The organism is Sphingomonas sandaracina (genome assembly GCF_036663695.1).
In the GTDB taxonomy this organism is placed as follows: Bacteria; Pseudomonadota; Alphaproteobacteria; order Sphingomonadales; family Sphingomonadaceae; genus Sphingomonas.
The window spans coordinates 113,692-134,877 of sequence record NZ_JAXOJK010000007.1 but is presented as its reverse complement, the minus strand read 5'-3'; the positions used below and the strand labels follow the sequence as shown (position 1 = coordinate 134,877).

At 60.7% G+C, this 21,186-nt stretch carries 18 protein-coding genes and 2 pseudogenes; 16 read left to right on the top strand and 4 right to left on the bottom strand.

The genetic code is table 11. The annotated features are described in order from the left end of the window. Positions 1-118, bottom strand: a pseudogene (locus U1707_RS17650) (IS110 family transposase); the annotation flags it as partial. Continuing rightward, positions 67-243 (bottom strand): annotated as a pseudogene (locus U1707_RS19070) (pirin family protein); the annotation flags it as partial. The pseudogenes U1707_RS19070 and U1707_RS17650, both read right to left, overlap by 52 nt. A gap of 98 nt (positions 244-341) precedes the next feature. On the opposite strand from U1707_RS19070, the gene U1707_RS17645 reads away from it, so the two are divergent. The 13 genes from U1707_RS17645 to U1707_RS17585 all read left to right on the top strand — a co-directional run bounded on the left by U1707_RS17645 (position 342) and on the right by U1707_RS17585 (position 12,017). Further along, positions 342-734: a LysR family transcriptional regulator gene (locus U1707_RS17645; protein WP_332801367.1), complete on the top strand. Its 393-nt coding sequence runs from the start codon at positions 342-344 to the stop codon at positions 732-734. Next, positions 632-952 (top strand): substrate binding domain-containing protein, encoded by a 321-nt coding sequence (locus U1707_RS17640; RefSeq protein ID WP_332801361.1) that lies wholly within the window; start codon positions 632-634, stop codon positions 950-952. Before U1707_RS17645 ends, U1707_RS17640 begins: the two co-directional genes overlap by 103 nt. Next, positions 949-1,254 carry a LysR substrate-binding domain-containing protein gene (locus U1707_RS17635; protein ID WP_332801360.1) on the top strand — a complete coding sequence of 102 codons (306 nt, stop codon included), beginning with the start codon at positions 949-951 and terminating at the stop codon, positions 1,252-1,254. Before U1707_RS17640 ends, U1707_RS17635 begins: the two co-directional genes overlap by 4 nt. A gap of 163 nt (positions 1,255-1,417) precedes the next feature. Further along, the gene (locus U1707_RS17630; protein ID WP_332801359.1) at positions 1,418-2,485 is read left to right on the top strand and encodes a sensor histidine kinase; all 1,068 of its coding nucleotides are present in this window, start codon (positions 1,418-1,420) and stop codon (positions 2,483-2,485) included. Between the two features lie 380 nt (positions 2,486-2,865). Then, positions 2,866-3,690: a chromate resistance protein ChrB domain-containing protein gene (locus U1707_RS17625; RefSeq protein WP_332801358.1), complete on the top strand. Its 825-nt coding sequence runs from the start codon at positions 2,866-2,868 to the stop codon at positions 3,688-3,690. Further along, positions 3,687-5,084 carry a chromate efflux transporter gene (gene chrA / locus U1707_RS17620; protein WP_332801357.1) on the top strand — a complete coding sequence of 466 codons (1,398 nt, stop codon included), beginning with the start codon at positions 3,687-3,689 and terminating at the stop codon, positions 5,082-5,084. The genes U1707_RS17625 and chrA overlap by 4 nt, the downstream gene beginning before the upstream one ends. 342 nt (positions 5,085-5,426) lie before the next feature. Further along, complete coding sequence (locus U1707_RS17615) at positions 5,427-5,921, top strand: Ros/MucR family transcriptional regulator (protein ID WP_332801356.1); 495 nt, start codon at positions 5,427-5,429, stop codon at positions 5,919-5,921. Between the two features lie 188 nt (positions 5,922-6,109). Further along, a complete protein-coding gene (locus tag U1707_RS17610) occupies positions 6,110-6,301 on the top strand; it encodes a hypothetical protein (protein WP_332801355.1) in 192 nt (63 codons plus the stop codon). 32 nt (positions 6,302-6,333) lie between these two features. Next, on the top strand, positions 6,334-8,943 hold the full coding sequence (locus tag U1707_RS17605) for a PAS domain-containing protein (RefSeq protein ID WP_332801354.1): 2,610 nt from the start codon (positions 6,334-6,336) through the stop codon (positions 8,941-8,943). 423 nt (positions 8,944-9,366) lie between these two features. Then, positions 9,367-9,714, top strand: coding sequence for a transposase (locus U1707_RS17600; protein ID WP_332801353.1), 348 nt, complete (start codon positions 9,367-9,369; stop codon positions 9,712-9,714). Continuing rightward, on the top strand, positions 9,711-10,058 hold the full coding sequence (gene tnpB, locus U1707_RS17595) for an IS66 family insertion sequence element accessory protein TnpB (RefSeq protein ID WP_332801352.1): 348 nt from the start codon (positions 9,711-9,713) through the stop codon (positions 10,056-10,058). Before U1707_RS17600 ends, tnpB begins: the two co-directional genes overlap by 4 nt. A gap of 76 nt (positions 10,059-10,134) precedes the next feature. Beyond that, positions 10,135-11,784 carry an IS66 family transposase gene (gene tnpC / locus U1707_RS17590; RefSeq protein ID WP_332801351.1) on the top strand — a complete coding sequence of 550 codons (1,650 nt, stop codon included), beginning with the start codon at positions 10,135-10,137 and terminating at the stop codon, positions 11,782-11,784. A gap of 50 nt (positions 11,785-11,834) precedes the next feature. Next, positions 11,835-12,017, top strand: a complete 183-nt coding sequence (locus tag U1707_RS17585) for a hypothetical protein (RefSeq protein ID WP_332801350.1) — start codon at positions 11,835-11,837, stop codon at positions 12,015-12,017. On the opposite strand, the gene U1707_RS17580 is transcribed toward U1707_RS17585, so the two are convergent. Continuing rightward, a complete protein-coding gene (locus tag U1707_RS17580; protein WP_332801349.1) occupies positions 11,986-12,357 on the bottom strand; it encodes a CHASE3 domain-containing protein in 372 nt (123 codons plus the stop codon). The two genes, U1707_RS17585 and U1707_RS17580, sit on opposite strands and share 32 nt — an antisense overlap. 213 nt (positions 12,358-12,570) lie before the next feature. Between U1707_RS17580 and U1707_RS17575 the strand changes: the two genes are divergently transcribed. From U1707_RS17575 to U1707_RS17565, 3 genes are all read left to right on the top strand, one after another. Continuing rightward, on the top strand, positions 12,571-12,948 hold the full coding sequence (locus U1707_RS17575; RefSeq protein ID WP_332801348.1) for a response regulator transcription factor: 378 nt from the start codon (positions 12,571-12,573) through the stop codon (positions 12,946-12,948). Between the two features lie 197 nt (positions 12,949-13,145). Further along, complete coding sequence (locus U1707_RS17570; RefSeq protein WP_332801347.1) at positions 13,146-17,348, top strand: PAS domain S-box protein; 4,203 nt, start codon at positions 13,146-13,148, stop codon at positions 17,346-17,348. Between the two features lie 510 nt (positions 17,349-17,858). Beyond that, positions 17,859-19,424, top strand: a complete 1,566-nt coding sequence (locus tag U1707_RS17565) for a hypothetical protein (RefSeq protein WP_332801346.1) — start codon at positions 17,859-17,861, stop codon at positions 19,422-19,424. Here the strand turns inward: U1707_RS17565 and U1707_RS17560 are convergent. After that, positions 19,390-21,159, bottom strand: a complete 1,770-nt coding sequence (locus tag U1707_RS17560) for a polysaccharide deacetylase family protein (RefSeq protein ID WP_332801345.1) — start codon at positions 21,157-21,159, stop codon at positions 19,390-19,392. The two genes, U1707_RS17565 and U1707_RS17560, sit on opposite strands and share 35 nt — an antisense overlap. Positions 21,160-21,186 lie beyond the last annotated feature (27 nt).

The window sequence follows — 21,186 nt, the reverse complement described above, 5'->3', positions numbered from 1 at the left end:
TCTTCTGCCGCTTCACGAACGGCTTTACGTAGGCCGGTGGAATGAGCCGCGTGTCGTGACCTACTGCGGCGATCTCGCGAGCCCAGTAATGGGCGCTCGCACAGGCCTCCATTGCCAGACGCGGGTGCCACCCCAGCCCATCCGAGCCGGATCATAATAGCTCGCAAACGAGAAGTGATGCTTGGCCTCGAGCCAGCCATGGTTGGCACCGCCAAGGCTGTTAAAAGGGCGACGGTCGATCATCTTTGGTCTCCTCGGGAGCCTTGCTGCTCGATGACCTGAAGATGCGCCACAAGCGGCCTTGACGAAACGGCAAGTTTGGCATCTCATTCTTGCCGAAAATGATGAAGCGTCTTCCCGATCTCGAAGCCTGGGCGATCTTGGCCAAGGTCGCCGAACATGGCTCCTTTTCGCGTGCCGCACGCGAGATAGGTATGTCTGATCCCACTGTCTCCAAGGCGATCGCGCGACTGGAGGCGCGTCTCGGCCTGACGCTGATCGCGCGCACCTCGCGGCGCATCGCACTTACCGATGCTGGCCGCGCTGCGCTGGAGCGGGCAATGCGTATCCTTAGCGAAGGCGAGGCAGTCGAGGATGAGGCCGGCGAGCAATCAAGGTTCCGCGTGGACGCGTGCGCATCAGCGCACCCCTGTCGTTCGGCATCGCCTATCTCGGTGCAACGCTGCCGGCCTTCCTCCAAGCATATCCCGAAATCACCGTCGACTTCGCGCTGAGCGACCGCAAGGTCGATTTGGTCTCGGAAGGGTTCGACCTGGCGCTTAGGATCGCAAGCCTGAACGACTCCTCGCTGCTGTCGCGCCGGTTATGCACGGTCCGGCTGCTGCTGGTGGGTTCCCCTGACTATCTCGACCGCCACGGCATGCCAACGCACCCCGCCGAACTGAGCAGGCACTGCGCGCTGGCCTATACGGGTGGCGCGTCCCGAATGTGACGCTTCACGAATCCGAGGTTCGGCGAGGAAGCGATCGAACCGCCAGTACGGGTCTGGACCGACAACGCGGATTTGCTGAACCCGCACTCGTCGCGGAACAGGGGCTTGCAATCCAACCCGAGTTCCTGGTCTGGCGCGAACTGCGCGACGGCAAGTTGACGGTGGCGATGCCGGAATGGTCGGTGACGCCGTTGGGGCTCCACCTCGTCATGCCGCCAAGCCCACTGCGACCGCTCCGGGTCCAGGCCCTAGTCGATTACCTTGCGCGCGAGCTGGCGAACGCGCCATGGGACCGAGAGTAGCTACCCGTACCCAATTTCTTAATTTCGAACGCGGCGTATGTCGCCATTCCTGCGACGATCAAATGATCGGAGCGAGTTCTAGCTTATCGCCATCGTGATCCCTTCTGCGACCGAGAGGATCACCGTTTTGACGGCCGATGCCGAACAGGGGCAGTCAGCCTGATTGACAGCAAGGGCTCTGCTGCGGGATTGCCCTGAAAGGAGACGAGGAATCGACAGGGGGAATGACGTGACATCTGAGTTGCCGACAGGTGAGGAATGGCAGTCGGATCATCTTCGTCGCGCCGTAAAGGCCGCAGGCGTGGCTCTTTGGGCCTGGAACGTCGATACCGATCTGCTGACCATGGACCGTCGCAGCTTCGCGCTGTGGGGAATGCCATGGAGCGACAAGGTGACCTTCGAGGAGCTGTCCTCACACATTCACCCGGCGGATCGCGATCGTGTGCGAGCAGCTTTTGCGGCGACCCGCGCAATCCTGGGCGCCTACGAAACTGACTTTCGTATCGTGATCAACGGCGAGGTCCGCTGGATCGCAGCGCGGGGGCAGGGCGAGGATCTCGACATTCTGGGTCGGACGATGTTCGGCATTTTCCTCGACGTTACCGGGCGCAAGCAGGCCGAAGAGGGGAACGAGCTTCTGGCCGGCGAGATGAGCCACCGGGTCAAGAACCTGCTCGCGATCGCGTCTGGCCTGACGACGATCACGTCGCGATCCGCCACCAGCATCGAGAACATGACGCATGAACTCATCGGGCGGTTGACCGCGCTAGACAGGGCCCACGACCTTGTACGACCTCTGTCTGCCGGACAGGGTGCGGTCGCCCTTCTCGGTGATCTGCTGTCGATCCTGCTTGCGCCTTACGACGATCTCGGCGCCTTCAAGGGACGCATACGGGTGGCAGTGGAGCGTACAGGTGTGGGCGAAGCGTCCGCCACGGGCATCGCGCTCGTGATTCATGAGCTTGCGACCAACTCGATGAAATATGGCGCACTCTCGCAGGCGACCGGTACGCTCGATCTCACGAGCGCTACCGAACAGGACAAGATCGTCCTGACATGGGTGGAGCAAGGTGGCCCAGCCGTCGAGGCGCCCGATCAAACCCAAGGTTTCGGCAGTCAGTTGATCAAGCGGAGCGTGTCAGGCCAACTCGGCGGATCGATCGACTATGATTGGTCCCAGGGCGGCTTGATCGTGACGCTCCGCATCGCGCGGGATCGCCTTGCCCTTTAGCTGAACACGATGCGGCGTCCGGACAGCGACCCATTAGAAACGGTTCGATCGCGACAGATAGTCAACTCAGAGTGCTGAGTTTTTGATGGTCGAAAACGAGCCGTTTGTAACCATGGTCCCGCCTAGCCTGACTGCGAACGAGGGGAGCGCCGTCTTCGAGATCAATCACGCTGAATTACGCGCGGTCATTGAACGTAGAGAGGATCGACCGCAAACGGCTACCGCGTTGGCAGCTTCGATCCGTGCCCCGGCTCCGCGTCTGCCCAATCGAGATTGACAACAGATACGCAGCGTGGCTGATTATGCCCATGGGGACTGCGATCTCCCCACGAGGCGTCAGCCGAAGAATCGCGTCCAGCCCGACATGCCAAGGACGCGCCATGCCTGTTCAGAACGCCATCACACCCGAGAAACTCGCACGCCTCATCGCGCTGCCTGGCTCGCCGCATATCGTCGATCTGCGTCATGCTCCAGGAGAGACGATACCTGGATCACGGCCATCTCCTTGTGACGACCCGAGCCGCTGGGGTTATGACATCAAGACCGCGGTGGTTGTCGTGGACGCCGATGGCAGAGGAAGCGCGGTGTCTATAGCAGCCATACTGCGCAGCGAGGGCAAGGTGGCCGAGATGCTGGAAGGGGGCTTTGCCGCCTGGTCAGCAGCGGGTCTACCGACAGTGTCCCTTGCTCACCTGCCCGAACGGCATGACGACGGCCGGACATGGTGGGTCACGCGTGCACGGCCCAAGGTCGACCGCATCGCATGCCCGTGGCTAATCCGTCGCTTCGTCGATCCGGATGCGCGTTTCCTGTTCGTCGCGCCTACAGAGGTGCTGACCGTCGCCGCGCAGCACAAGGCAGAGCCGTTCGACATCGCCGACGAGCGAGTGTTCTGGAGTCACCGCGGCGAGCGCTGCACCTTCGACGTGATGATCGAGGCCTTCGGCCTCGGCGCGCATGCACCACTTATTCGCCTCGCCGCGATCGTTCGCGGTGCCGACACCGATCGGCTCGACGTGGCACCGGAGGCGGCTGGCCTGTTGGCGATCTCGCTCGGGCTATCACGCATCCACAGCGACGATCACACCCAACTGGAAGCCGGCATGGCGATCTATGATGCCCTGTACCGTTGGTGCCGCGACGCTCAGGGAGAAAGACACGACTGGACTTCGCACCAGCCCTCGCGCGCAAAGGCGCAGGCATGAACGCGGTAGCGACGGAAGGCGCGACCCAGACGCCCCCCGAAACAGTCACGCTAGGCGAGGCCTTCTGGGTCTGGCTTCGGATCGCCCTGTTGTCATTCGGCGGTCCGGCCGGGCAGATTGCGGTGATGCACCGCATCCTCGTCGATGAGAAACGCTGGATCGGCGAGCAGCGGTTCCTGCATGCGCTCAACTACTGCATGCTGCTACCGGGGCCGGAGGCGCAGCAGCTCGCCACCTATATCGGCTGGCTCATGCACCGGACGAAGGGCGGCATCGTCGCCGGCGTGCTGTTCATCATCCCGGGCGCGATTGCGATCATGGCGCTGAGTTGGGTGTACGTCCTCTATGGGCGCGTAGGCATCGTTTCCGCACTGTTCTTCGGCCTGAAGGCGGCAGTACTGGCGGTCGTGCTCCAGGCGGTGGTGCGGATCGGTGGTCGCGCGCTCAAGACGACGCCATCCCGGTTGCTGGCCGCGGTTGCCTTCATCCTCATCTTCTTCCTTGGCGCTCCGTTCCCGCTGATCGTGCTCGGTGCCGGGTTGATTGGCTGGTGGTCGGGCAGGCAAGGGCATACTGCCTTTCGCGGCGGTGGACATGGTGCGTCGAAAGGTACGGTCGTTGCCGACGCCGATACCCTTCTGGGCGAGGACCTGCCGGCCCATGCTCGTCCCACCTGGCGCGAGACGGTTCGGACCGCGCTCGTCTGGTTAGCGCTGTGGCTACTCCCGGTCGCAGCGTTGCTGATCACGCTTGGCCCTGACGACGTGTTCAGCCGCATTGCGACCTTCTTTTCAACGATGGCTATGGTGACGTTCGGTGGGGCCTATGCTGTGCTTGCTTATGTCGCGCAGCAGGCGGTGGAGAATTACGGCTGGCTGAGACCGAAGGAGATGCTGGACGGGCTTGGCATGGCGGAGACAACGCCAGGGCCGCTTATCATGGTTCTTCAGTTCGTCGGCTTTCTGGGCGCGTATCGCGACCCCGGCGTATTGTCGCCATTGATCGCGGGAACGCTCGGCGGGCTGCTCGCGACCTGGGTGACGTTCGTACCGTGCTTCCTCTGGATCTTCTTGGGCGCACCGTTCATCGAACGTCTGCGCGGCAATGTCGCGGTGGCAAGCGCGCTGTCTGCCATCACCGCAGCCGTTGTCGGCGTGGTCCTCAACCTGGCGGTCTGGTTCGCGCTTCACACGCTGTTTCGCGAGACGGCGATGGTGACGTTCGGGCCGATACGCTTTGACGCGCCAGTGCTAGCCAGCATCGATCCTTGGGCGGCCTTGCTTGCAGTGGGTGCGGGCGTGGCGGTATTTTTCCTGCGAGCCAACGTGATCGTGACGCTGCTCGCCACGTCGGCCGCAGGTATCGCGTTCCACTTCCTTGGTCTTGTAGCCTGATGTCCGCGTGTTGCTTGACGATGGCGCCCAACGCCCCGGCCCATCCCCGTTGGGGATGCGATCGTCCGAAACCCCGTTCTGGATTCCTGGCATGCCGGGGCGGTGTAACTTGCGGGGATGGCTGCATCGAAGGTCATGCGGCGGGGACTTCACTGCGTTAAAACTGAGCTTTGGATGCGCGTGAATTTCCGAGCCGAGCGAGACGCTGGCAGCCGCTAAAGTGGTCGATCGGAAATCTCGATAGACGAAATAAAATTGTTTGCCTTTCCGTCAGTTGCTCACGACTTAATTTTGGTCCACATCGGATATAATTATTCACGCCCATAATATATTGAGAATCTAATGAACGATGAGATTAGCGCAGTTGAATTGGCAGCCGAACTGACTGCTGCATGGTTGGCAAATCCCAACACACGAACCAATGCGGACGACGTTCCTGCGTTTCTCGTTTCGATGCATGTGGCCGTCGTACAATTGACCGGTGCAACGGCCATGGCTCAGACAGAGGAACCCGCTCAGACTTATGAGCCGGCTGTCACTGCCCGTAAGTCGCTTGCTTCGCCCGACCACATCATCTCCATGATTGATGGCAAGCCATACAAAACTCTACGCCGCCACCTTGCGACTAACGGACTGACCCCAGAGGACTACCGTGCTCGCTATAACCTCAAGGCGGACTATCCAATGGTAGCCCCGACCTACTCGGAAGCGCGCCGCACGATGGCCAAGTCGATCGGCTTGGGGCGGAAGCCCGGTCAGACCGCGGCGAAGACGGTTGATGAAGCCCCTAAGGCTGTACGTAAGCCTCGTCCCGCCAAACCAGTCGACGAGTCCTAAAGACCAATCGGGAGGAGCCGACAGGCGCTACCGCGCCAGCTGGGTGGCGTCGCCTCTCCAACCCGACCCATCGATAAGTACCGGTGCGCTTGCTGAATTTGCCGTGTTCGAGGCGGATACGAAGCTTCTGGCGCACCGCCCGGTTCGGTCCCGCCCGAAGCCGGGCGGCTACCCTAGCCATCGCCGGCATGACCGCGCGTGCGATCGTCAAGATCGCCGCGATGAAGCGCGATGAGACGGCATTGAAGATTGGCGCGACCGGCGGAGTAGGCACTTCGCACCTTCCGCTCCTATCGCACGCAGGCGGAACACATCGAGAACTCGTTGCGCTGACGATCCAAGAACGAGTAAAGACGCAGGAATATGACGATGGCGGATAAGCTGCCACGCAGCCGTCGTGGGGAAGCAACCGTTGATCAAAGAAAACAACAGTCACAAGCGCTCCGACAAAAGCGTGGCAGACGACGAGCGGATCGCGATCCAGTTGGCAGGCATAGATCGCGATACGGACCCATTCGTGGCGATGGTGCACGCCACTCGGATGCCGATGATCATTACCAATCCTCGGCTTCCCGATAATCCTGTCGTTTTCGTCAATGACGCCTTTATCCGCTTAAGCGGTTACGAGCGGGGAGAGATTATTGGCCGGAACTGTCGTTTCCTACAGGGACCAAACACAAATCCGGAAACAGTGCGGGCGCTGCGTGATGCTGTAGACCAGGTGCGGCCGCTCACGGTCGACATTCAGAATTTCCGTAAGGACGGCACGTCGTTCTGGAATCGCTTGCTGATGGCACCCGTGTTCGATGCCGATCAAAGACTCGCTTACTTTTTTGCGAGCCAGGTGGATGTGACGACCGAACACGAGCGGCTGTCAGGTCTCGAGCGGGACAATGCCGCACTGATGGCCGAGGTGACAAGTCGGCTGCGTACACAGCAAGAAGGCGAGCGCGAGCTGGCGCTTGCGCTCAGGGCGGGTGGGTTCGGCACATGGAGCTTCGAGCTCGCAACGCAGACGCTGACTGCGTCGGATGAGTGCAAGGCGCTGTTCGGGCGTGCGCCAGACAAGCCGTTCTTTTTCGAAGAGCGAATGGCCGCGATCCACCCCGACGACCGTGGGCGTGCCCTTGAAAGTATGACCGATACTAGCGCCCGCGGGCGCGAGCATTCTGCGGAATACCGCGTATTTTGGTCGGATGGCTCGATGCGATGGATATCGTCCCGCGGGCAGCCCTTTTTCGATGCGAACGGTAAGCCCGTGCGGGTGGCCGGTGTTTCGATGGACATTACCAGCGCGAAGCGAACAGAGCTCAAGCGCCAGGCATTGGCGCATCTGAACGATGTCTTCCGCGACATGGAAGATTTTGCCGATATCTCCTTTGCCGCGGCCGAGATCCTCGGGCGGACGCTCGACGTGAGCCGCGCAGGCTACGGCCTAGTCAATCGTGCCAAGGAGACGATCGTCATTGACCGCGATTGGAATGCGCCGGATGTTATCTCGATCGCCGGAACCCTGAAGTTCCGGGACTATGGCTCCTACATTGAGGAGCTGAAGCGGGGCGAAACGGCCATCGTCGAAGACTCCCGCCTCGATCCGCGTACTTCCGATACGTCGGCACAGCTGGAATCGATCAGCGCTCGGTCGTTCATAAATATGCCTCTGACGGAACAAGGTGGCCTCGTTGCCTTGCTGTTCCTCAACCATGCAGAGCCGCGTTCCTGGTCCGCTGATGATCTGGATTTTGTGCGCGAGGTGGCCGAACGCACCCATGATGCGGTTGAGCGGCGCCGCGCGGAGCGCGAACTGGCGGATCTGGCAGCTTCCCTCGAACAGCAAGTCGCGGAACGCACTGCGGATTTGATTGTGGCTGAGGATGCTCTACGTCAGTCACAGAAGATGGAAGCGGTCGGGCAGCTGACCGGCGGTATCGCACACGACTTCAACAATCTCCTGACGGGGATCAGCGGCAGCCTGGAAATGATTCAGCTCCGCTTCGCGCAGGGACGCGGTGCCGATGTCGACAAATACGTCGATGCCGCTCAAAGCGCTGCGCGACGTGCTGCGGCTCTCACCCATCGCCTGCTCGCGTTCAGCCGGCGCCAGACCCTCGACCCGCGACCAACTGACGCGAACGCGCTCATCGCCGGGATGGAAGACTTAGTTCGTCGAACTGTTGGTCCGTCGGTCGTTGTTGAGACGTCGCTGGCGCCGAGCCTCAGCTCGACACTGGTCGATCCCAGCCAGTTGGAGAACGCGCTGTTGAACCTGTGCATCAACGCTCGTGACGCGATGCCGGATGGCGGCCGGATCATGATCGAGACAACGGATCGGGATGTTGATGCTCGCGCCGGCCGCGAGCGCGATATCGAACCGGGCAAATATGTTTGCCTTTCGGTGAGTGACACTGGGACGGGCATGACTCCCGATACGATCGCTAGAGCATTCGAGCCGTTCTTTACTACCAAGCCCATCGGGAGCGGCACAGGCCTTGGCTTGTCGATGATCTACGGCTTTGCGAGGCAGTCCGGCGGGCAGGTGCGTATTCACTCAGCACCTGGCTCCGGGACGACGGTGACGATCTATCTGCCAGGTGATGGACAGGCTGCTGTGTCGGAATTGGAACCAACTCCCCTGTCGAAGGCACCGCGCGCCGACGGAGGCGAAACCGTGCTCGTCGTGGACGACGAAGAGTCGATCCGGATGCTTGTTACCGAGACATTGATCGATCTCGGTTATACCGCGTTAGAGGCGGCCGATGGTCCTACGGCGCTTCGCATGTTGGCAGCCGATCGTCACATCGATCTGCTTGTCACCGATGTCGGTTTGCCGGGGATGAACGGGCGGCAGCTCGCCGATGCGATCCGGTCCAGCCGGCCTGGACTCAAGGTGCTCTTCATCACCGGCTATGCCGAAAACGCCGTACTCAATCACGGTCATCTTAAACCGGGCATGCACGTCATCACAAAGCCGTTCGCGATGGAGGCACTCGCAACCCGGATCAAATCGCTTATTGCGACGTAGCTGCTTGTATCGACTCGGAAAACCGCCGTATCGGGATCCGCGTTATACGGGCAGTCCGCGCCGTCGCCTTCGCAATCACTGCCGATCGTAAAGTGAGAAGTTTCCGTTCCTCGGCCTTGACCTGATCGAGGACCAGGCTGGCATTTTCGACTGCTTCGCGCTCCCGCCCTGTCCCAGCTGCGGTTTAGGCCCCAACCCAGTTATCAGCCCTTTCGAGATTGACGACATGATGCGAGATCGTGGCGAACGCAGCTACCCTTCGATCGAGCTCGATCAAGCGGGCTTGTTGCAGACGATTGTCGCGCGTGAGGTGCCGGATATGGGTTTGCATCCGGCGAGGGGCATCTGGCGGGTGACGGTCTGAGCTGAGATGTTAGCCACAGTGCAAGCACCGTGGTTTGCACCGTGGCTAGAGACGTGGCGATGACCCAGATCACTGTACTGTCCGGCGTTGAGCGGCGTCGCCATTGGAGCGACGAGCGCAAACTTGCCCTCGTGGAGGCAGCCATTGTGCCGGGCGCGTCGGTTGCCACTATCGCGCGCGCTGCCGATATCTCGCCGTCGTCGATCTACCGTTGGCGGCGCGAACTGTGCAGTAAGCTTGTGCAGCCGACTGGCTTTGCGGCCGTGGCCGTTCATGCGGATCCGCCCGAGATCGACCACGGCGTGTCAAACATGCTGGTCATCGAGCTCCGCCGTGCAACCATCCGTGCAGCTGGCGGCGTATCTGCGAACTTGCTGGTGGCGGCGTTGCGCGAGCTCAAAGCATGATCCCTATTCCGAGCGGGGCACGGGTCTGGATAGCCACCGGCAAGACGGACATGCGCAAGGGCATGTCGTCGCTGGCGATGCAGATCCAGCAGGGGTTCGGACGCAACCCGCATGCCGGCGACCTTTATGTTTTCAGAGGTCGCCGCGGCGATCTGCTGAAGATCCTGTGGCACGATGGGCTCGGAATGTCGCTCTACGCAAAACGGTTGGAGCGCGGTCGGTTCACCTGGCCAGCGACATTTGACGGCGTCATTTCGATCTCGGCGGGGCAACTCGGCTTCCTGCTGGAAGGCATCGACTGGCGAAATCCACAATACACGTTCAGGCCCGAATTAGCGGGCTGAAACGCCCGGTTTTCCTAGGCTTTCGGCATCAAGCGCCTCGACAAATCGGCGGTTTTCTGCTGTAAAATGAGCCTCGATGGATACCGGCGCCGAGGCCCTTCCCGATGATATCGAAGCGCTCAAAGCGCTGCTGATTGCCGAGCGCCACACCGTCCTCATTGCCCGCGTAGCTCTACTCGAGGCCGAGGCACTTGCCGCCATCGCCCAGGCTGAGGTCGCCGATGCACACGCCATTATCGAAGACCTCAAGCTGCGCATCGCTAAGGCACGTCAGGACAAATGGGGGCAGTCGTCCGAGCGGCACAGGCAGTTGCTCGACCAGCTTGAGATGCAACTCGAGGACGTTGTTGCCACGGCGACCGAGGATGAGCTCGCCGCTGAGATAGCGGTCGCCAAAGCTAGTGCAGCCGGCGTTCCCGTGGTGCCGTTCACTCGCAAGAAGCCGACCCGCGCTCCGCTATCTGCCGACCTTCCCCGGCACCGCGTCGTCGTGCCCGCGCCAGAGAGCTGCCCATGTTGCCACGGTGCAGAGCTCAGGAAGATTGGCGAGACCATCACGGAAAGCCGTGAGGTCGTTCCCCGCCAGTGGATCGTCGTGCAGACGGTCCGTGAGAAGTTCATTTGCAAGGCCTGTGAGACCATCACGCAGCCGCCAGCGCCCTTCCACCCCATTCCGCGTGCATCCGCTGGCCCCAACCTGCTGGCGATGGTCCTGTTCAACAAGTTTGGCCTGCATCAGCCGCTCAACCGCCAAAGCGAGACCTACGCCGCCGAAGGCATGAGCATCAGCGTGTCGACGCTTGCCGACTATGCCGGCCATGGCGCCGTCCTGCTGCGCGGCCTGGTCGATCTCATTGAGGCGCACATCCTCGCCGGCGAGCGCATCCATCATGACGATACGACCGTGCCAGTCATGGCGGCCGGCAAGACCATAACGGGCAGAATCTGGGCCTCCGTCCGCGACGACCGCCCCTTTGGCGGCACCGACCCGCCGGCCGTCTGCTATTACTACACCCGCGACCGCACAGGCGCCCATCCGCAGCGGCAGCTTGCTCGGTATGCCGGCATCCTGCAGGCGGACGGCTATAGCGGCTATGACGCGCTCTACGCCGCGGGCCGCAAACCAGGGCCTATCCTGGAGGCAGCGTGCTGGGCACACGCCCGTCGCCCGTTCTTCAAGGAAGCCCGCCTGAGCCGGACGCCGCTTGCGGTCGACATCGTCACCCGCATGGATGCGATCTTCGCTGCCGAACGCGTGATCTGGGGTCGGAACGCAAGCGAACGGCTCGCCGCGCGGCAGGTCTACGTCGCCCCGCTCGTCGCCGACCTCGAGCAGTTCCTGCGCCAGCAATATGGCCGCCTGTCGCGCAAGGGCGATCTGGCCAAGGCCATCAACTACATGCTGTCACGCTGGGCTAGCTTTGCACGCTTCGTGTCGGACGGCAGGATCTGCATGACCAACAATGCGGCCGAGCGACGGGTGAGAACCGTCGCGGTCGGGCGCCGGAACTGGACCTTTTGTGGCTCGGACCGCGGCGGTGACCGTGCGGCCGCCATGTATACGTTGATCCAGACCTGCCGCCTCAACGACGTCGACCCGCATGCCTGGCTCCGCGACGTCATCGCGCAGATCTCCGACCATGCGCAGACACGGCTTCACGAGCTGTTGCCGTGGGAGTGGAAAGCTCGACAGCAGCGTCCCGAAGCCGTCGCGCAAGCCGCCTAGCCGTGCCTGCGACAAGCCGCGTCTTCACCCTGCGACACGCTGCCAGACTGTTGGGCGAGACCGAGGACACCGTCTCCGACGCGGCCATCAGCATGTTTCCCAAGGATGGCGCCATCCAGGTCATCGACGACGATTTCGGCGACGAGGATTGGGCCCTGGCGTCCGCCTTCACTGATGAAGGTCTCGAGAACCTCCGATACATCATCGGCGAAACCAGGCTCCACGGCTCGTAGCACCATCTGCGCCAACCTCGAGGGCGCTCACCGAATGCATACGGATATTGTGCGAGAGCCGGGCATAGTCCCGCAACCCGGTTTTGAAAGTGGCAAACGGCCGTGAATGCCGAGTGAGGATGTATCCGCGTTCGCCGCGCAAGGCCTGGTTGAGAGCCGTATCCATCTGTTCGGCGCTGACAAGAACGTCGAACGTATGGGCGCGCCACCATTGTGCTTCCACTTGCTGGCTCTCATTCGTCGCCGACAATCGGCTTACGACGACGACCAGCGTAAGCAGAATGATAAAGCTCACGGCAAAGATGATGACGGATCGAGCTCGGATCACGTGCGCAATCATACGCTGTCCGATAGAAGCGGTAGGAGTGAGGTGGAGTCTGTACCGATACGATGGCATTCCACTTGGGTAAGAATGAATAGTAAACAGTTGAACTACAACGCAGGGTTGTCATCTAATACGAAAACCTGCCAGCAGGGCTCGTTCGAGCGAGTGAGCCCCAGGAGGGATCGGGCGCGAAATGGAGGGTGACAAGTCATGCAGGAGGCTCGAATCGTGGCTAGTATAATTTACGTCGAGGATAATGACCTGATGGGCCGCGTGGTTCAGGATATCCTGCTCTCCGTCGGTCATGCGATATCCGTAGTTTCTCACGGAACCCGCGGGTTTGACGCAATCGTTTTTGGAAAACCAGAACTGATCATTCTCGATATTTCGCTTCCAGGCATGAGCGGGCTCGACGTCGTCAGAGCACTTCGGCAGCTCCCTGCGACATACCTTACGCCTATCCTTATGCTGTCGGCGAACCGCAATGCGTTCATAGCCGAACAAGCCTTATCTGCAGGGGCCAATGAGTTTCTGGCCAAGCCCTTCTCGCCAGATGGGTTGGTCAGCGTCGTCGATGCTATTCTTGATAACCATCCGTTCGGCTGATTTGCCATGCACAATTACGCAATCTGGAGGCAGGTGATGGCAACATTCTTGGTCGTGTTTTCCGGGGTAAGCTGTGAAGCCGTCGTCTCTATGTGATAAAATTTGCGTATCGTTCAAGCTATTGGCTGTCGCTTTAACCCGGCGTTATTCGCATTCGATTACAGTTAGCGGTATCGCAAGTGATACTGGACCGTTCCGTGAGGTTAGCTAATAGCAAAAACCGTGACATCGTATTGGCGACGTTGGCGGTATCAGTACTGACGTTTATTGGCGTCCGGGTGAATGCGTTCGAACGGATTTGCGCCTTTGTGGCGGCCTCTGCGGCGTGGCAGTTGGACGCCGCGATCCTAGCCGTGCTCATGTCTGGTACAGCAGCGTGCATCCTATTGGGCAGGCAAGTGCGAAATTCACGGCGCGATACCGGCTGCGGTACAACCGCTGGCTCTGATAACGCGACGTTAGCTGGTGAGCTGGCGGAACGTTTGCTGCTACAGGAAACTGCCCGCGCTAACGCACAGCAGCTTGAAAGCATTCTGGCCATCGCGAACCAATCGATCGTAACAATCGATGGGCATGGCATGATCCGGCAATGGAACAAGCACGCCGAATTGAGTTTCGGTTGGCCCGCCAACGAGGTGATTGGCCGGCCGTTGTCAGAGGTCATCGTGCCGATCGAGCTTCGGGCGGCGCACGATGCGGGACTTGCACGTTTCATGGCGAGCAAGTCGGGTAGGCTGATCGGCAGCCGGGTCGAAGTAGAAGCCTTACGGCGCAATGGCTCAACCTTCCCAATCGAACTTGCCCTCAGTGCGACCAATGTTGGCAAAGACTGGCAATTTACCGCGCTGATCCAGGACATATCCGAGCGACGGGCACAGATCGAATTGTTTGAGAACGCGTTCGATCATGCCCCCATTAGTATGGCGCTAGTGGCGCTCGACGGACGCATGATGAAGCTTAACACGGCATTTCTCGTGCTGATCGACCGCCAACCCGACGATCTCGAACCGCTGAATTTCCGAACAATCACCCATCCGGACGACCTAGAGCGTGACTTGCAACTGATGGAGCAGTTGATAGCCGGTAAAATACCCAGCTATCGTATGGAAAAGCGGTATATCCGTAAAAACGGCAGCTTTGTTTGGGTAAGGCTTTCTGTCTCACTTGTATTGCACAAAGACGGCAGTCCCAACCATTTGATTGCGCAGGTCCAAGATTTGTCGGTCGAACGTGAAGCGGAGGACCGGTATCGGTTGCTCGCGGACAGCGCCAGCGACATGGTCGGCCTCTATTCCATGGACGGACGCTGTATGTACATGTCGCCGTCAACCATGCGGATACTGGGCTACGAACCAAAGGAATTGGTAGGCGAAACCGCGCTCGGTCTTGCACTAATACCCCCCGGAGAGCGTGCCGCAATCATCAGGGCCTTGCAACGACTCCGGGGGGAGCCAGCGGGCTCGATCGTCACTGGGGTCATTCGACTTCGCCACAAGGACGACCGTCTTGTCCATATCGAGTTCACTGCCCGTATCGTTAACAGCGATAACGGCGACTGGCGGATCGTGTCAGCAAGTCGCGACGTCACGTCGCGGATCAAGGCGCAGATGGATCTCGAAGAACGATCGGAGGAACTGATCCGCGCCAATGCGGACGCCGAACGGTTAGCAGCGGTCGCCCGGCAGGCCCAAGAATTGTTTGAAGGAGTTTTCAACAACGCGTCGGATTTGAACTTCGTTTACGACGTCGTAGACGGATCTTTTACGATCGCGATCATGAACGAGGCTGCTGGACGGTCCCTTGCGACGACAATTGCGGACGCGCGGGGCTCGGATCTCGACATGCTATTTTCGCCGGCACGTGCAGACGAGACCCGGCGGGAGCTGTTCGAGGTGGTCGCGACGGGCAAAGTCCGGCACACGATCGAACAGGACCCTACCACGGACACAACGTTCGACGTCCGGCTCGTGCCGCTGCGCGATGACATGGGGCGCGTAATGCGCGTCTTCGTCAGTAAACGGGACATCAGCGTGCTGAAACGCGCCGAGCAGGCTGCACTGAAAACCAATGTTTTAATGCGTTCGGCCGAAAAAATGGCTCACATGGGCTACGTCACCTACGATCTGGTATCTCAAACGATGACCTGGTCCGACGAGATATGGAGCATTCTTGGGCTCAACTCCGAAACTAATACTCCATCAATTGAGGCGTTTGCGGAACGTCGCCACCCAGACGACCGCGCACGTTCGGCGGATAAACTGAACATGGCAATCAGCCGCGGCCTCAGTGAATATGACAACGATTATCGGTTAATGTTGCCGAATGGTGAGATCCGCCATGTTATGACTCGTGGCACGATCCATCGCGAGGGTGGCGTCGCGGTAAGCGTCTTCGGTGTGTTGGTCGATATTTCGAAGCTCAAGCGCGCTGAAGAAAAGGCACGCGAAAGCGATCAACGCTACCGGTTGATGGCGGAAAACGCGACTGACGTGATCGTTACCAGCGATATGGAAGGCCGTACAACGTTCGTCTCATCAGCATCGGTAATAGTCACGGGCCATACAAGCGAGGAACGGCTCGGGGGTCGGGTCAACGAAATTGCCCATCCCGACGATATCGCTGAACTGCGGGAGACTTTCCGTGCGCTCCGGAACGGAGCTGTAGGGAAACACGTTCGATGGCGCGCATGGCACAAGCTTAAGGAAGAGTGGGTCTGGCTCGAGTCAAGTCCGGCTTTGCTTCGTGATCCCACGACGCAGATGGCGACAGGGTATCTCGACGTTATCCGCGACGTGACAATGCAGAAGGAACAAGAGGATGCACTCGCTGCGGCCCGGCTGAAGGCCGAAAACGCGATGCATTCAAAAGAACGCTTTCTCGCAAATATGAGCCATGAATTACGCACGCCGCTGAACAGCATTATTGGCTTCTCGCGCCTACTGAACGAAAGTCCCGGGCTCGAACCCGAAGATCAACGCCGCGTCCGCCTCGTGCATAATGCCGGGCTTGCATTGCATGCAGTGGTCGACAACGTACTCGATTTCTCGAAGCTGGAGGCGGACAAACTCGCGCTGCATTGCGGCCCGTTCAACGTAGCGGACTTTTTTACCGGCACGGTATCGCTTTTGGAGCCGCAAGCCGCAACCCGCGACGTTTGCCTCCGGGTGGAAATTGATCCCAAGATGCCGGATTGGCTGGTCGGAGATATGGGACGGCTGCGTCAGATCCTGCTCAACTTGTTGTCCAACGCGGTAAAATTTACCCAGGACGGTTCGGTTACAACACGCGTGATCCTGACAGGCACACGTCACCCCGATGCGCAGCTCCGCGTAGAGGTGACGGATACCGGTGGTGGCATTCCGCAAGACAAAATTGCAACGCTCTTTAACCGGTTTGCCCAGGCGAGCGCCGCAACTGCTGTTCAATATGGCGGGACGGGCCTCGGCCTTGCAATCTCGCGGCAACTCCTGACGTTGATGGGCGGCGAAATCGGCGTGTTCAGCACAGTAGGAAAAGGCTCAACATTCTGGTTCGAACTTGCGTTGCCGGTTGTGACCACACTGACTTGCGACGAAGCGATGAAGCCGGGCGTCCTGTCGCTTGAAGGCAAACATATTCTGGTGGTCGACGACGTCGACTTAAACCGTGAGCTAATGGTTGCGATGCTCTCTAAATATGGCTGTAAAGTCGATCTTGCAGAGAACGGCGTCGAGGCGCTGGCGGCAATGAACCGACATAGCTTCGACATGGTTTTGATGGATTGCCAAATGCCGATCATGGACGGATTTGCTGCGACGCGTGCCATTCGCGCTGTGAATGGCCCAACGGCAACGACACCGATTATAGCACTAACGGCAAGCGCACAGCCCGAACACCTCGCGCGATGCCGAGAGGCGGGTATGGACGAACACCTGACTAAGCCCCTCGACCCCGGCGCACTAGAGTCGGTGCTCAATCGCTTTCTAAACAGCATACACGTGCCTGATGCATACGTTGCGTCGGGCCGCCCGATGCCAGATGCTGCACCCCAAGGCGTAGCGATGGCGGACGACGACCAAATCTTTGTACTACCAGAAACCACCTGCCGCCTCACTGACGGGTCAGCAGAGCGCGGCCCGAGCAGTTCATTGCGGGACCGATACATGGTGCGCCGGGCGGAGACACTCGAGGCGCTGGACTCCATGATCCGTGCTGGGCTGTTTACCAACCAGGAAATCGCCCAAGTAGCGAAGATGGCACACAATTTGGCCGGCACTGCCGGCATGTTTGGAGAGGCGGAACTCGGCGATGCAGCGGCAGCGCTCGAAGTTGGGCTTGAGCATTGGAACGCCAGCGAGCGCCCCCGCCTTGTCGAAAAATCAGCAGCGACTATGCGGCAAATTGCAGATGATCAATACTAAACTAAATTTATCTATGAGCATCAATTGGCTAAACGAAATAATTTAAACGTGATGATCACAAGATTTATAACGTAAATTACTACATGGCATCTCATCACTAGCAAAAGGTTTTTCGTCATCGAATAGCGCTAATTTACGATAATTATCTACTTACTTTAAATGACCAAAACTTTGCTTTGAGAGCGTCTCGCAACTTTTCAACGAGTGTCTCTGCGTCAAGCGGTTTCACAATGCATCCCTTGGCTTCAGCCAATAATTTCTCATCAATGAGTTTGCCACCGCCCTTACATGTCGCTACCCAAAGCAGGCCATCCATAATTGGCAATTACGCTCACCACGATAACCTCAATTTAAAAAAGTTTCGAGAACCTCAATCGTTCCGTCTTCAATCCGAACGATCCCGTGCTCACTTATCCTGGTTTGCTCCAGCGTATTGAAGACGGCGGTGATTTTACCGCCATCGTCAGAACCATGCTTGCGGGTGGCTGCCGATATGCGATAGCCTCAGCTATGTCGCATCTGCTCTCTCTGGTGCTAATGGCCTCAACCGGCCAGGCAAACCTGTATTCTGCCGATTCGGACACGCCTGATGCCCCGGATCGAGTCGTCTGGAGCGGCACGCTGCCTATGCGGCCGGGCAGGGACGATGCGCTGGTGATCCTCAAGTCTGCGCAAGGGTCGCCGGTCATATCGCTACGCCCGCCCGAGGCGCGCAGCACGACGCCGCCCCCGCCGGCGCCGCTCCCGCTGTTCGCCGACATCCTCGCTGACGCAAGCCCGCGATTCTTCGGGAGCGATGGCCGCTGCGTCGTGGAGGTGGATGATGCTGGCAAGCCACGGCTACACTGCCGCCCCGGCACGTCCGTCAGTGGTGCAATTTGGCTGTTCGACGGCCGCATTCCATCGGACGCCACATTGGAAGCGCAGGTCTCAACCGCCGGCGATCCGGGCTTTCAGGCCGAGATCACGGCGGCCGGCGCCGATGCGGGCACACCGCGACCACTCCGCATCGGAAACGATCGGCTGCCGCTGCCCGACCTGGCGGGGCAGGTGCCAGCGCAGCTTGCAGTCATCGCGCCGGTGGAGGGGGGGACGCTGGACCTCCAGCGGATCGAGATCGTCCCAGCTGCGGCGGTCGTGATGCGCGGCGACCTTGCGGCATGGGCATGGTCGATCGACCTATGGCGCCGTACGCCAGAGGCGCTGGTGGCCGCCGCGCGGTCGCGCAATGTGACACGGCTGTTCGTCAGCCTCGACATCGTGGGGGAGGCGGTCCGCGATCCGCGCGCCCTTGGACGTTTCGTACGACTCGGGCGCGCCGCGGGGATCGCGGTTGATGCGGTGGAGGGCGATCCCGAAATGGTTCAGCCGGACGGGCTGCGACAAGCCCTGATTCGCGCCCGCGCGTTTGCCGCCTATCAGCGTCGCGCGCCGATCGCGGAACGGCTGGCTGGCATCCAGTATGACGTCGAACCCTATATTCTGCCCGCATGGGGGAGCGGCACGTCGACCTATGCCGGCTGGTCCGCCGCCATCGTTCAATTGGCCGGCGCGGCCGGGCAGCCGGTCGATCTCGTGCTGCCCTTCTGGATCGCAGGGGCCGATGACAGCCTCAGTTTTCTCAATCGGGTTGCGGGTTCGGTGCGCATGCTGACGGTCATGTCGTACCGCACGGAGGCATCGGTCCTCGGCCGGATCGTCCAACCGCTGCTGGCGTGGGGAAGCCGCCACGCAAAACCGGTTAGGCTGTCGCTCGAGGCAGGGCCGCTGCCCGACGAAGTGGAGGAAGTGTTTCGTCCGGCGCCAACCGGCACGCTGGCGGTGCTGCCCGGCGCGCAGCCGCGGGTCGAACTGTTCGCAAGTCCGCGGTCAGTTCCCGGTGCGGCCATGTATCGCTTCCACCAGCGCACGACGATCCGCGGGAGCACGCAAAGCTTCTCGGGGCGAGAGGAGGCGATGCGCGACATGGCGACCCGGACCGCTCCGACATTCTCCGCATGGCCGGCGTTTAGTGGCTTTGCGCTGCATGGCCTGTCATGGCCTACCGACCCAGCGCCACCTGCTGCCGCCCCTTGATCCCACGCAGGGTTACGCTTTTCTGCGCAGCCTTGGGAAGCAGCACCCGCACTCCGTCCAGCATCTCGGGCGCATCGACCTGTAGCGATCGTCCGTCATAGTCGATCTCGGCGAGATCGCGCGCGCTCCACCAGTCACCGAACACACCCATCGACCCGATCCACAGGCGACCCCGCAGGCGCGCGATCAGCTGCCGTTCGAACTTCAGCTTGTGCCCGGTGACGTCGGGATGAATCAGGATCACCGCCACGCCGCCATGCTGCGCGATCCGGTTGATCACACCGATCGCTGCCTCGAGCCGGTCGCCCAGCTGCGGGCGCTTCTCGTCCTCGATGGTGACGGGAAACTCCCATACCGGCAGAAGCGCCTTGCCCGATCGGCCTTGACTGAGCTGAAACGGCAGATGCGTCTGCGCGCTGTTGGCGGTGAGCGTGGACGAATAGCGATAGCCGGTTACCGCCAGCGCGTCTGGCAGCGCCTCTGGATAAGCGAGATAGCCCGGCCGGAACGATCGCACGCGGCCGCCAACCAGAGTGTCGAGCAGAAATTTCGATACGCGCAGCTCGCCATAGATGGTGCCACCGCGGGCGGCGGTGCGGCTTTGCACGAACGGCCGGTAATCGGGATAGCGTTCGTCCCCCGAACCGAGCGGGAACGCCTTGAAAACGCGCGCATGCGATACGCTGTGGCTGGCGATCTCCATGCCGTTCGCGATTCGCTTAAGCGTCGGCAGGTTGGCCTTGTCCAGGAACACCTCGTCGTTCCAGTCCTTCACGTATTTGGTCTGAATAAAGAACGTCGCCGATGCGCCCTCCTTGCGGATGGCATCGGCGTAGGTTGCCGCATTGCGGACAGATCGCGTGTAATCCACGTCGTGCGTCAGGATCACACTGCCCTGGTGTCCCGCCGGAGCGGTTGCGATAAGATAAGGATCATCCTCGCCAGCGACGTACAGGTCGCGGATCCAGCGGAACATTACGTCGAGGCCGGGTTGGTAGGTGTTGACGAACGCGGGCGAGAACATCTCCGCGCGGCCGTTCATGGCGCGTTGCGCCATTGATCCGGGGTCAACACCCAGAATACACGCGCGTCCGCCCACCCGCCTGCACACAACTGCGGCGCGTCCGTCCTCGAACCGGCCGACGACTTCGGCGGTGGTCGGAACGGGCGCCAGGCTGCCTATCCGCACCTCGGCGCGAGCGCTGCTAAAGCGGGTCACCCGATCTTCCGGCGCACCGGAACCCGTCCAGCGTATCTCAGTGTTCTGCCTGCCGGGCACCTGGCCGCTGATGCCGAACAATTCCTCCAGCCCGCCACCCGCCAGATCGGTTGTAAGCAGCGTGCCCCCGCCGCGAACGTGCCGGGCGAGCGCCTGAAGATCCCCGCGTTGGAGCAACTTGCCCGAAATGCTGGGATAAGCGATCACGACCTGATGGCGCAGCGCCTTGGTCGGGCTGGCGGTGAACACTGCAGGCACGCCCTGCGCCTTTAGCCCGCGCACCAGTCCCATCCAGTCAGCACCGGGATCGGTTACCAGCACGGCCAGCCGGTTGGGTCCGCCCGTAACCGCGTCGAGCCGCAGCGGCGCGGGAGCCGCGATCATGTCGCGCCCCTCGGGGCCGGTGACGCCATCGAAACGGTAGATTGCCGCCGGCCACACACGATACCCGCCGCTCCACAGGCCAAGACCCACGACCAGGGCCGCCAGGGCAACCACCACCAGCAGCTTCTTCATTGTATCGATCCAAGTGCGCGGCATTGT

Excerpts from the sequence above, each read along its gene's own strand:
- U1707_RS17565 (WP_332801346.1), top strand. The coding sequence starts at position 17,859 with ATGTCGCATCTGCTCTCTCTGGTGCTAATGGCCTCAACCGGCCAGGCA.
- tnpB (WP_332801352.1), top strand. The coding sequence starts at position 9,711 with ATGATCCCTATTCCGAGCGGGGCACGGGTCTGGATAGCCACCGGCAAG.
- U1707_RS17615 (WP_332801356.1), top strand. The coding sequence starts at position 5,427 with ATGAACGATGAGATTAGCGCAGTTGAATTGGCAGCCGAACTGACTGCT.
- U1707_RS17600 (WP_332801353.1), top strand. The coding sequence starts at position 9,367 with ATGACCCAGATCACTGTACTGTCCGGCGTTGAGCGGCGTCGCCATTGG.
- chrA (WP_332801357.1), top strand. The coding sequence starts at position 3,687 with ATGAACGCGGTAGCGACGGAAGGCGCGACCCAGACGCCCCCCGAAACA.
- U1707_RS17580 (WP_332801349.1), bottom strand. The coding sequence starts at position 12,357 with ATGATTGCGCACGTGATCCGAGCTCGATCCGTCATCATCTTTGCCGTG.
- tnpC (WP_332801351.1), top strand. The coding sequence starts at position 10,135 with ATGGATACCGGCGCCGAGGCCCTTCCCGATGATATCGAAGCGCTCAAA.
- U1707_RS17625 (WP_332801358.1), top strand. The coding sequence starts at position 2,866 with ATGCCTGTTCAGAACGCCATCACACCCGAGAAACTCGCACGCCTCATC.
- U1707_RS17645 (WP_332801367.1), top strand. The coding sequence starts at position 342 with ATGATGAAGCGTCTTCCCGATCTCGAAGCCTGGGCGATCTTGGCCAAG.
- U1707_RS17560 (WP_332801345.1), bottom strand. The coding sequence starts at position 21,159 with ATGAAGAAGCTGCTGGTGGTGGTTGCCCTGGCGGCCCTGGTCGTGGGT.
- U1707_RS17610 (WP_332801355.1), top strand. The coding sequence starts at position 6,110 with ATGACCGCGCGTGCGATCGTCAAGATCGCCGCGATGAAGCGCGATGAG.